Annotated in this window: 8 protein-coding genes; 4 read left to right on the forward strand and 4 right to left on the reverse strand. The window is 58.6% G+C overall.

Annotated features, from left to right (window positions below; translation table 11 throughout):
- Complete coding sequence (locus tag SCM96_00600) at positions 1–1,773, forward strand: sodium:solute symporter family protein (protein MDW7759122.1); 1,773 nt, start codon at positions 1–3, stop codon at positions 1,771–1,773.
- A gap of 15 nt (positions 1,774–1,788) precedes the next feature.
- Here the strand turns inward: SCM96_00600 and SCM96_00605 are convergent, their stop codons facing one another.
- The 3 genes from SCM96_00605 to SCM96_00615 all read right to left on the reverse strand — a co-directional run bounded on the left by SCM96_00605 (position 1,789) and on the right by SCM96_00615 (position 5,857).
- On the reverse strand, positions 1,789–2,847 hold the full coding sequence (locus tag SCM96_00605) for a uroporphyrinogen decarboxylase family protein (GenBank protein MDW7759123.1): 1,059 nt from the start codon (positions 2,845–2,847) through the stop codon (positions 1,789–1,791).
- A gap of 10 nt (positions 2,848–2,857) precedes the next feature.
- Positions 2,858–4,426 (reverse strand): glutamine synthetase family protein, encoded by a 1,569-nt coding sequence (locus tag SCM96_00610; GenBank protein MDW7759124.1) that lies wholly within the window; start codon positions 4,424–4,426, stop codon positions 2,858–2,860.
- Positions 4,427–4,528: 102 nt separating this feature from the next.
- Positions 4,529–5,857 (reverse strand): DUF1343 domain-containing protein, encoded by a 1,329-nt coding sequence (locus tag SCM96_00615; protein MDW7759125.1) that lies wholly within the window; start codon positions 5,855–5,857, stop codon positions 4,529–4,531.
- Between the two features lie 86 nt (positions 5,858–5,943).
- Here SCM96_00615 and SCM96_00620 point away from each other — a divergent pair, with 86 nt between their 5' ends.
- Genes SCM96_00620 through SCM96_00630 form a run of 3 tightly spaced genes read left to right on the forward strand, consistent with a single transcriptional unit; the run spans position 5,944 to position 9,488 of the window.
- Positions 5,944–7,785 (forward strand): metallophosphoesterase, encoded by a 1,842-nt coding sequence (locus SCM96_00620; protein ID MDW7759126.1) that lies wholly within the window; start codon positions 5,944–5,946, stop codon positions 7,783–7,785.
- A gap of 15 nt (positions 7,786–7,800) precedes the next feature.
- Positions 7,801–8,667: a hypothetical protein gene (locus tag SCM96_00625; GenBank protein MDW7759127.1), complete on the forward strand. Its 867-nt coding sequence runs from the start codon at positions 7,801–7,803 to the stop codon at positions 8,665–8,667.
- The gene (locus SCM96_00630) at positions 8,664–9,488 is read left to right on the forward strand and encodes a hypothetical protein (GenBank protein MDW7759128.1); all 825 of its coding nucleotides are present in this window, start codon (positions 8,664–8,666) and stop codon (positions 9,486–9,488) included. Before SCM96_00625 ends, SCM96_00630 begins: the two co-directional genes overlap by 4 nt.
- Here SCM96_00630 and SCM96_00635 read toward each other — a convergent pair.
- Positions 9,482–11,590 carry a SpoIIE family protein phosphatase gene (locus SCM96_00635; protein MDW7759129.1) on the reverse strand — a complete coding sequence of 703 codons (2,109 nt, stop codon included), beginning with the start codon at positions 11,588–11,590 and terminating at the stop codon, positions 9,482–9,484. The two genes, SCM96_00630 and SCM96_00635, sit on opposite strands and share 7 nt — an antisense overlap.
- Positions 11,591–11,614 lie beyond the last annotated feature (24 nt).

Genomic DNA, 11,614 nt, shown 5'->3' on the forward strand with positions numbered 1-11,614 from the left:
ATGAACCTGACTTCCATCGACGCCCTGATCATCGCCCTTTCCCTCGCCGTCTGTTTCCTTCCGGCTATCTTCTTCGCCCGCAGGGCCGGAAAAAACACAACAGAGTTTTTCACCTCGGGGCGGGCGGTGCCGTGGTGGCTGATCGGCATCTCCATGGTGGCCACAACCTTCAGTACCGACACTCCCAATCTGGTCACCAACATCGTCCGGCAGGACGGCGTCGCCGGCAATTGGGTCTGGTGGGCGTTTCTTCTGACCGGTATGATGACGGTTTTCTTTTACGCCCGGATGTGGCGCCGCTCCGGAGTGTTGACGGACCTCGAGTTTTACGAGATCCGTTACTCCGGACGTCCGGCCGGGTTTGTCCGGGGCTTCCGGGCCATCTACCTGGGGCTCATTTTCAACTGCGTCATCATGGCCACCGTCAATCTGGCCGCCGTCAAGATCGCCAATGTGCTGCTGGGCTGGCCCATGGCGCAGACCCTCATCATCTGCGGCATCCTCAACATTTTCTTCGCCGCGACCTCGGGCCTGTGGGGCGTCCTGGTCATCGACATGATCCAGTTCGGCATCGCCATGACCGGCGCCATCGCCGCCGCCGTCTTCGCCCTGAAACAGCCTCAGGTGGGCGGTCTTGCTGGCCTGATGGAAAGGCTCGATCCCCAGACTCTCCGGCTGTTGCCCGACTTCGGCGACTGGGGAACGGCCGTCGGCATCTTCATCATTCCGATCGCCGTCCAGTGGTGGTCCGTCTGGTATCCCGGGGCCGAGCCCGGCGGAGGAAGCTATATCGCCCAGAGGATGCTTGCGGCCCGGACGGAAAAGGATGCTCTTTCGGGCACGCTGCTCTTCAACGCCGCCCATTACGCCCTCCGGCCCTGGCCATGGATCCTTGTTGGATTGGCCTCCCTGCTGGTTTATCCGGAGCTTTCCGATATCCGGGCCGCTTTCCCCGGTGTCTCGGAGCGGCTCATCGGACACGACATGGCCTACCCGGCCATGTTGAGATTTCTCCCGGCCGGCCTTATGGGTCTCATGGTGGCCGGCCTTCTTGCGGCCTACGTCTCCACCCTCGTCACCCATCTGAACTGGGGCGCGTCCTACCTTGTCCATGACTTTTATCGCAGATTCCTCCGCCCCGGGGCTTCGGAAAAACACTACGTCTTCATCGGACGCGTCGCGACCGGAAGCCTCATGATTCTGGCCGGACTTCTGACCTATGTGCTGGATTCGGCCAAGGAAAGCTTCGATCTCATGCTTTCGGTGGGAGCGGGAACGGGACTGATTTATCTTCTCCGCTGGTTCTGGTGGCGCATCAACGCCTGGAGTGAAATCGCCGCCATGTCCAGTTCATTTCTGGCCGCAACGGCGTTTTTCGTTCTCCGGAAAACGGGAACGGCCGTCCCGACTCACATTTCCCTGCTGGGGACCATCGCCTTGACAACGGCGGTATGGATGACCGTGACATTCCTGACGAAGCCGGCCGATCGGGAAACGCTCGTCAACTTCTACAGAATCGTCCGGCCGGCCGGGCCTGGTTGGAAGCCCGTCCGGGCCGCCGCGGGCGTCGGCCCATCGCCGGACAGCCTGGCCCATTCCATCTTCGGCTGGTTCACCGGCTGTCTCTTCGTCTATTCGGGGTTGTTTGGAACGGGAAGTTTTCTGACAGGGAAACCCGGAATGGGTGTTGTCTGGCTGGTCCTCTTCGCCCTCAGCGGATGGGGTTTGTCGAAAACCCTCCGGCGTTTCAAGACAAGCGAAACCGGCGGTTGATCTCCGGAAGAGGCCTCAGTTCCGGCCCTCCGCGCAGCCGGTTTCGTACATGGCAACAATGTTCTCGGGAGGGGTCATGGCCTGAATATTGTGGCAGGGGGCCAGAATATAGCCTCCCCCCTCTCCGAGGATGCGCAGATTGTCCCGGACTTCCCGCCGGACATCCTCGACGGTCCCAAAAGGAAGAGTCGACTGATTGTCGACCCCCCCGTGAAAGATCAGCCGCGAGCCGAAATCCCGTTTCAAACCCTCTCTGTCCATTCCCGGACATCGCCACTGCACGGGGTTGAGAATATCGATGCCCAGCTCGATCATATCCGGAAGGATCCGCCGGCAATTTCCATCGTTGTGATGAAAAATGAAGGCGCCGGCCTCGCGGGCCTGGTCGATGACTCTCTTCATTCCCGGCAGGAGAAATTCCCGGATATGCTTGACCGACATCATGAGGTCTTCCTGCCCTCCCATATCCTCGGCGACATAGCTCAGCAGGATTTTCCCGGGGAGGGCCTCATAGACGCGGCGGCTTTTTTCCAGGGACAGGCCGAACAGCCGGTCCAGACAGAAGTGGACAATCTCGGGATTTTCGATCAAATCGATGAACGCCTGTTCCGGACCGCGCAGATCCTTGTAGATCAGGAACGGTTCGGAGCCGCCGCCGCGGATGGGATACTCCGCCCACTCTTCGATCTTTTCGGCCAGACCATCGACACTCCACCAGTCCGGGCTCGGCCAGGTATAGTTTTTTTCGATTTCCCCGGGCGAGTCGAAATTCGCCAGGGGATGAAAAACGCACTCCTCATAGACACCGCCCGCGGTTTCGACATAGCGAAAAACCCGGCCGAAAGCGTCCGTTCCGGAAGGGAGCGGCGGACCGACATAGCGCGGCTCCGCTCTGACCACAAGATCGATGTGGAGTTTTTCAACAAGATCGCGAAGCCGGGGGCATCCAAGATGCCGCTTGAGCATCTCCGTCGTCTCGTCCGTGCCCCAGTAATCCATGGGCACGCGATCCGGCTTTTCCCGCCGCAGGACGGCCAGCCAGCGTTCGCGCGGACTCATCGCGTCGGCGGACATGAAGTTCCGATCAGTGCTTGTGAAGATCCTTGTGCATGATGCGCCGCGATTCATGGAGACGGTCGTCCGCCGGAAGGCCGGCCAGGCGGCTGTTCATAAATTCGTCGTCCTCGGCGGCCAGCATGCGGGCGACATAATCGATGACGCTCGGGGGGAAAACGCCGTCGCGTTCGTAGAGGCTGCGCTTCTCGAGAAGAATCCGGCCCGACGCCGTGCAGCTTGAAGGCAGGGACGGCAGCTTGGCCAGAATTTCCTTGTTTTTGTGAATATTGCCCTTGACGTAGAGCCGCTCGGCAAGATCCAAAGGACCGTTCCCTTCGGAGGCAAGCGGCGGATTTCGAAACGCCCAATCGGCGGACATGACGATTCCGGCCAGCACGAGATGGATGAGCGCGCTGCCGTCCGGGCTTCGAAGTTCGATTGTCTGCCGGCTGTCCTTTTCGATTGCAGCTCCCTTTTCCCGGGGATTGACTTTGCGGGCGATGTCGCCGACTCCGGACCAGCCCAGCGGGACGCGGATGAGCGCGCTGCGATTGAGATCGCTCCAGCAGATGCTCGTCGGAGCCTCCTGATGGGGAACGAGCCGGAGATAGGCGGAGGAGACGGTGTTCCCGAAGGCGGTCAGAGAATCCGCATAGGCGCACAGCCCGCCGATGAGTTTCCGGGCTTCTTCCGTCAAGCGGCCGTCGGGGCCGGCGATGATATTCCGGCCGTTTTTACGGAGATCCATGTGGAAATGAAGGCCGTTTCCGGCCACGCCTTCCTCGATTTTGGGCGTGAAGGTGGCCGTGCAGCCGTTTCGGAAAGCGATGTTCCGGATCAGCCACCGTCCTACGATGAGGGCGTCGGCGGCTTCCTCCACGGGAAGGGGCAGAAACTCCACCTCCATCTGTTCCGCCTGGCGGCCCTGGATTTCCGGGATGTCGCTGCGCACGCTTTCGATATAGCCGACCTCGCTGTGTCCGTACTTGACGGCGCCGGTGATCCGGGCGATGTTCCTCAGAATTTCATCGAGAATCGGTCCGCCCTTGATGAACGGGGCTGCGGCATGATATCCGGTCTGCTTTTGGGCGGGATAGAGCGACATCTCCTTTTCCCGGAGAAGGAAGAATTCCAGCTCTCCAAGAGCCCGGATTTCCAAACCTGAATTTTTCCGGAAAAGCGCCGCCGCGGCGGCCAGGATATTATCGGGGGTGAAGGCGGCCGGAACGCCGTCGGCGCCGATGTAGCGGCAGATGACATGCAGACAGTTTTCTCCGAATGGATCCAGAAACGCCGATTTGTAAACAGGAATGACATAGAGATCGGAGAGCCCGGTGTCGACCATGCCCTTGAAAAGCGAGGAGCCGTCGACCCGTTCCCCCTCGGCCAGAATGGCATCGGTCTGTCGCCGGTCGGTCAACGGGATTTTCAATTCCTTGATCTTTCCGTCCAGGGCCGTGTAATGGAAATTCAAACGTTCGATCCCCTTGTCCTCGATGACCTTGAGAAGATCGGCTCTCTGGAATTCGGCCGCGGGTTTATCCAGGATCATGGACATCGGATTGGCCAGGGCAAAGGCGAAATCACGGGATGACATGTCTTCGGTCTCCTTGTTTTTCAGGTATTCTCCGATTCGCGGAACACCTATTTTATGGGAAAAGTGCCGTTTCGGCAACCCAATGGCACTTTCCCGCCGTGATCACTCGTCATACAGTAGGTAAGGCCGGCGAAGAACGGAAAAGGCGGCGATCTCGGATTCAAGCCCTCTCAGAATCTCCTCAGCCGTCCGGCCGGCTTCCAGATCTTTTCTGACGCGGGACGTGCCCATGATCTTGTCGAAATACTCCTCATGGAAGTGAAACTGTTCGGGATGGAGATCGATGAGGACCCTGAGGATATGAAGAGTTGCGGCAAACGGACGGAAAGTTTCCCGATCCAGGACATGGATTTGCGCCCCGCCGCAGAGCTCTCCCTGGAATTTGGAAAATGTCGGCGTGAACCAGGCTTCGCGGAACTTCACTCCGGGCAACCCCAGCCCGTTCAGGGAGTCGGCCAGAATGCGCCCGTCGATCCAGGGGGCTCCGAACAACTCAAAAGGACGCGTCGTGCCCCGGCCCTCGGAAACGTTGGCTCCTTCGAGGAAGACCTGGCCGGGATAGACGGTCGCCGTGTCGAGCGTCGGCATATTGGGCGAGGGCATGACCCAGGGCAGGCCGGTTTTGTCGTAGGCCATCCCCCGGCGCCAGCCCTTCATGGGAACAACCGTGAGTTTCGTTTTTTTGTCGAAAAACTCCCCGTTGAACAAAAGGGCGAGTTCCCCGGCGGTCATGCCGTGGCGAACGGGAACGGGATAGAGGCCGACAAAGGAGCTATAGGCCGGATAATCCAGAACCGGCCCTTCCATGACCGAACCATTGAGCGGATTCGGCCGGTCCAGGACGATGAACTCGAGGCCCGTTTCGGCGGCGGCCTGCATGGCATAGGCCATGGTCGCGATATAGGTGTAGATCCGGGTTCCGGCGTCCTGGATGTCGAATACGAGAACATCGACATCCTCGATCATCCCCTCTTCCGGAAGTTTGCCTTCATCGCTCGTATCGAAGGTCCGCATGAAAGCGTCGATGTCCTTGAACATGCCCGGCGGCGGCCTGAGGGACTGACCGTAAAGGCTGAAAACCGGCAGGCCGAGGACCTCGTCCATGACAAACGGCACATATTCCCCAGCCTGGGCATTTCCGCGGACGCCGTGTTCCGGTCCGTAGAGAGCGACAAGATCGATGCGCGGTTCGCCGGAAAAGAGGCCGGGGAGGGGCCGGAAATCCCGGGTCAGACCGGTGGGGTTGGTGATGAGACCGACGCGCTTGCCCTCGACAAGGTCGAGTCGGCTTTCCAGGAAAACCTCGAGTCCGGTTTTGACGCCCTTTGAATGAAGATTGTCCCCCGCTCCGTCAAGAGGGCCCCGGCAACCGGCCAGAATCGGGAACAGTCCTGTCAGGACAAGAACATAAAGGATATTTTTGGCTTTCATGAACATAGATTAACACACTTTTTCCTCATATCCGTTTTGACTATTATTTAGAATTTGTTAATATATAATGAATTGGGGAGAGAGTTATGAAAAAAGCCTTGTTTGGGTTATTCGTCTTTTCTCTTCTTCTATCGGCTCTTCCGACCGCAGCCGACGAGACGTCCATCCCCTGCACGTGGACCGGAGTCCGAAACATCGTCGCCGTCGGCGACATCCACGGCGACTACAACAACTTCGTCGTCATTCTGCGGGAAACGGGTCTCGTCGACAGCGATCTCCGCTGGACTGCGGGCGAAACCCACTTTGTCCAGATGGGGGACATCATGGACCGGGGACCGGACCCCAGAAAAATCTTCGACCTTCTGATCCGCCTGGAACAAGAGGCCGAGGCCGCCGGCGGGAAAGTCCACGTCCTGATCGGAAACCATGAGGAAATGAACATCACCGGGATCGCCTTCGGTTATCCCGAATATATCGACGTCGATCAGTTCCTCTCGTTTCTGCCGGAGAGCTACATCCAAGACCGGCAGCGCGCTTTTCTGGCGACGCAGCCGCCGAAAATCCGGGCCGAGTATGACGGCCGTCCCGTCGACTACCGAAATGATCTTTTTTTAAGAGCTTTCTGGACACACATTCTCCGGACGGATCAATCAGCCCATCGCGTTTATGTCGAAAATTTTCTCAGCGTTTACGGTCCCTGGCTCCTCCGGAAGAACATCGTGATCCGGATCAACGACATTCTCTTCGTCCACGGCGGAATCAGCGGGGAATACGCCGAATGGACACTCGAGGAGATCAATGATACCGCCCGCCGGGAGCTCGAACTCTATCAAGGACTCGGCGTCGGGATGAATGGAGGCAAAACCCTCCCCCCTCCCACTCTTGTCTACCAGTCCCACGGCCCCCTTTGGCATCGGGACTTCGCCCTGAAAGACGAAGAGGAGTTCGAAGACGAACTCCTGCGGGTTCTGGAGGCCTTCGACGCCCGCCGCATGGTCATCGCTCATACTCCCTTCGGCGGCCGCGGATTGAGTCCCGTCGTCTCCCCTCAGGCCCTGGCCCGATTCGAGGGACGCGTCTGGATTATCGACACGGGAATATCGGCCTATTACGGCGGCGCCTTGAGCGCCCTCATTATCGAAGATGACTGGTTCTCGTTCTGGTCGGCGCCTCCGGATTATGCAGAGATTCAAGCCAAGAAAGACATATCCGCAACTCCCGCCCAGGAACGCAGGGAAATCGAAACCTTTTTAAGGGAGGCCGAGATCGTCGACATCGAACGCACCGAGGTCCTCGGCCGCACCGGCCCCTGGATTGTCTGGCTGAGCGACGAAACACGGCAATCCCGGGCCTTTTTCAAGCATTTGGACCGGAAACGCCCCGCTCTGATGGCCCAGAGCTATCAGTATGAGCTCGCAGCCTATGCCCTGAGCACCCTTCTGGGTCTGGACATCGTCCCCCCCGTTGTTTACCGGACGATCGACGATCTTCCCGGTTCCCTTCAGATCTATGTGACGGGCGCCATGTCCGAAGCCTCCCGAAGGCGAAAAAACATCGAGCCGCCCGATCCGGCCGCCTTCGAGAAAGCCCTTGCGGAAAACCGGGTTTTCGAAGCTCTGGTTCACACCCCTCTCTGCGAACCCGACGACACGCTGATCGTCGAGGAAAACTGGAAGGTGTTCCGGGTGGACTTCGGCGATGCCTTCGCGCCGGTCAAAGAGCTTCCCGAAGACTGCGGCATCGAACGCTGTTCCTTCCGCCTTTACCAGGCGCTCAGGAATCTTGACAAGGCCTCTCTGAAAAATGCCCTCGAACCCTTCCTTTCTCCGGAAGAGATCGAGGCTCTGCTCGCCCGCCGGGATCTTCTTGTCCGGCACCTTCAAAATCTGATCGCCGAGCGAGGGGAAGGCGCAGTCCTTTTTAATTGAAAGATGAGGGAGTCAATGCGACGGATTCAATTCGGCTTTGTGATTCTTTTGACGGCCTGCCTCCAAAGCGCGGCCCCGGCCGGCTTTCGGGCGGGCCAGTTCACGGGCGAGGAGATCTCCCGGCGCGAATTCCAGGAAAACTTCCTGCAAACGGCTGAGATCGTCGATGAGAAAGAGATCGGAGAAGGGGTCACTCGGCCTTTGAGACTGACGCTCGCCCGGAACGGCATGGAGATGCGCGGCGTCTGGAAAAATCCGAGAGGCGAGATGCACGGATTCAAGGAGGGGTGGAATTACGAGATCGCGGCCTATCGGATGGATAAGCTTCTCGGCCTGGGCATGGTTCCGCCCACGGTGGAGCGCCGATGCCGGAGGCGTGCGGGATCGCTTCAATTATGGATCGATGACGTTCAAAGCCTCCTCCATGTCATGGAAGAGGGCATCGCCATACCGTCATGGGCGATCGACAACAACGAAGACGCCAAGTATCTGTCGCGGGCCTTCGACAGCCTCATCGCCAACGATGACCGGACGCAGCAGAACATTCTCTATACCCAAGACTGGCGGACGATTCTCATCGACCACTCCCGGTCCTTCCGATCCGGCAACGAACACGAAAGGAACCTCATGTACGGGGCCTCCGGACTCAAGATGTCGGCCGACGGGCACCCCTTTCTTTTCCGCCGATTGCCTCGGGACTTCGTCGAGAATCTGCAGCGGCTCACCTTCGACACGATCCGCGAAGCCGTTGGATCCTATTTGAAGAAAAACGAGATCGCCGCCGTTCTCGCCCGGCGCGATCTTCTAATCCAGGAGATTCAGGACATGATCCAAGCCCGGGGCGAATCCGAAGTTCTCTATGAAAGGAGAGACGACAAATGACGAATCTGCTTTCCCTCAGAAGAGCCGGCGCATTGCTCCTCATGGTTGGTTTGGCCGGTTTCGGCCCTCTCGGTTCCCAGTTTACACCGGAGGAAATCGACCAGCGGCCGCAATGGGAGGAATTTCTGGCCGCCGCAACCGTGACGGATGCGGAACAGATGGGAGGGCGCGAAGCCGTCACCCAGCCCTGGAAACTGACTCTGGAAAAAGACGGCCTCGTCCGCAACGGACTCTGGAAAAACCCCGAGGGCCGCATGGGCGGCTATATCGAGGGCTGGCGTTATGAAATCGCCGCATACCTCATGGACAAGCATCTCGAATTGAACATGGTGCCGCCGACGGTTGAATTCCGTTTCCGGGGAGACCGGGGGTCCTGCCAGCTCTGGATCGATGACGTCATGAGCCTGAAGTACAAGGAAGACAACAATATTCCTGTGCCGGGCGGACTCACTCTCGTCAAATGGAACCGGGCGACCTATCTCCTGAGGGCTTTCGACAACCTCATCGCCAATGAAGACCGGCACCAGAACCAGATCCTCATCACCAAGGATTGGCGTATCCTTCTTATCGACCACTCGCGGTCATTCCGCTCCACAAAAAAGTTCCGGACAAGCCTGATCAACAAAGACAAGCCGATGAGCGCTCTTCCCCGGGCCTTCGTCGAACGGCTCAAGGAGCTTGATGCCGAAGGCATCGCGGCCGCAACAGCGGGTTACATCACAGACGTGGAGATCGCCGCGATCCTGGACCGGAGAGACCTGATTCTGGCCGAAATCGAAAAGCTCATCGCCCGGGATGGAGAAATCCAGGTCCTTTACTGACCGGGGGTATCATCCCGGCGAGCTTCGGGGAATTTCTTGGAAAGGAGGAGAATGTTTTCGTCGTTCTCCCTCCGGTAATCGAAGCCGTCCATCAACGACCGCGTCAGATAAATCCCCCAACCGCCCATCCGGGCCGACCGGACTTTTTCCCGGATGTCCGGATCGGCCGCGCTCCGGGGATCGAAGGGAACGCCCCGATCGCGGATCTCGATCCACATGCCGTGGTCGTCCATCCAGGTTTTCAGGCGAATGAAGCCCTTTTCATTCGGATAGGCATAGAGGGCGATATTGACGCAGATTTCGTGGACGGCGAGGCTGATCGACCCCCGTTCGTCATCGGAAAACGGCATGTCATCGAGAGCCCCGCGCATGAAATCGCGGATCTCGTCCACGGCTTTGAGGTCGGCTTTGATCCGGATTGTTTTTTTTGAGGGATGTTCGCTCGGCCGGGAGATGATGACGCACGTCTTGTCGTCGTCATGATCCTTGACATCCGCAAAATCCTCGACGGCCTTGAAAACCGTCTCGAGAATCCGGGACGACTCGGCGCCGGCCTGGGCGTTCAAGAGTTCAATCAGGCGGTCTTCACCGAATTCCTCGCCTTTTTCGTTTCTGGCTTCGGTAATGCCGTCCGTATACAGGCAGAGAACCGAGCCCGGCCCGATATCACGGCGTTCCAGCGTATACACTTCCTCGGCAAACATGCCCAAGCAAAGACCTGTTCCTTCGAAACGCCAAACCTTCCCCCCAGGCTCGATCAGAATCGGGGGATTGTGCCCGGCGTTGATGAAAGACATGCCGGTCGCGTCCAGAATTCCGAAAAAGAAACTGATGTAACAATGGGTTTCCGAACTGCGGTGAACGAAACGGTTGAGTTTGGCCGCCGCCTCCGCCGGATCGAAACCCGGCCGAGCCTCGGCATGGAGAGAGGCCCTCAACGAGGCCATCAGGAGCGAAGCGCTGACGCCCGATCCTGAAACATCGGCCACGGCGAGGCCGAGCCCGGTTTCTCCGAGCGCAATGTAATCGAAATAGTCGCCGCCGACATGGAAACTGGCCTTGGTTGCGCCGGCGATATCATACGGCGGGAAGGACGGCGCCCCTGACGGAAGAAGGTTGCGCTGGATCTGGGCGGCCAGTTCCAATTCCCTCTCCATGCGGCTCTTTTCCAGAGATTCCTCGAACAGCCTGGCGTTTTCGATTTTCACCGCGGCCAGGTTACCGAGAAAAGTCAGGAGCCGGAGATCGGAATCGTCGAAGGGCGTACCGTAAGTGGAACGGTCGGCATAGATAACACCGACGATATCGCGGTTTGTCCACAGGGGAACGCACATGGCCGAATGGATTTTCGAGAGGATGATGCTGTCCCGGTTGCGGAAGGCCGTATCCGATGCCACGTCGGAAATGAGAATCGAGGCGTTTCTGGCCAGGGCCGTATCCAGGATCCCCCGGCTGAGACGGAGCGTTTCGGCGGCCGGAACTCCCTTACGGACCCGGACGGTTTTGGGCACCAGTTGTTCCGGGCAACCTTCTTTGAGAATGAGGACGCCGCGATCCATGGGGATGGCCTGAAAAATGAGGTCCATGATATGGTCGATCAGGTTGTCCAGGGGCATGTGATAGATGAGCGCCTGGCTGACCCGGCTGAGAACGGACAAGATCTCCTGCTCCCTCTCACCTGTGGGCGGCTCATGAGGAACGGTCCTGGCCGTCGCCTTATCGATCACGGGACGCCCCAGGATCTCCTTGACCTGGATGATGGACCCTCCCTGGGTGTGAAAAGGCAGATCGACGATATCCACGTTCGAAGCGTATTCCTTGTCGAAAACGATGCGGGTTTCCCCGGCGAGAATGACGTCGCCCTTTTTGAGTTCCACGGGGGCTCCGACTCTTTTTCCGTTGAGAAAAACACCGTTTTTGCTCTGACAGTCCTGAATGACCCAGCCGTTGTCGACCGGACGAATCAGAGCGTGGCGGCCGGAGCAGAAGGCATCGGACAACACGATATCGTTTTCCGAGGAACGCCCGATGGCCAGGGATTTGTCGGATAACGCCAGGGTATGGGCTTCCCCCGCTTTCGGATAGATATAAAGATCAGGCATGTGTTTGCCTCCCTGTGATTCTAT

It is taken from the genome of Acidobacteriota bacterium (assembly GCA_033549365.1).
Lineage (GTDB): Bacteria > Acidobacteriota > Aminicenantia > Aminicenantales > Saccharicenantaceae > JAWSUF01.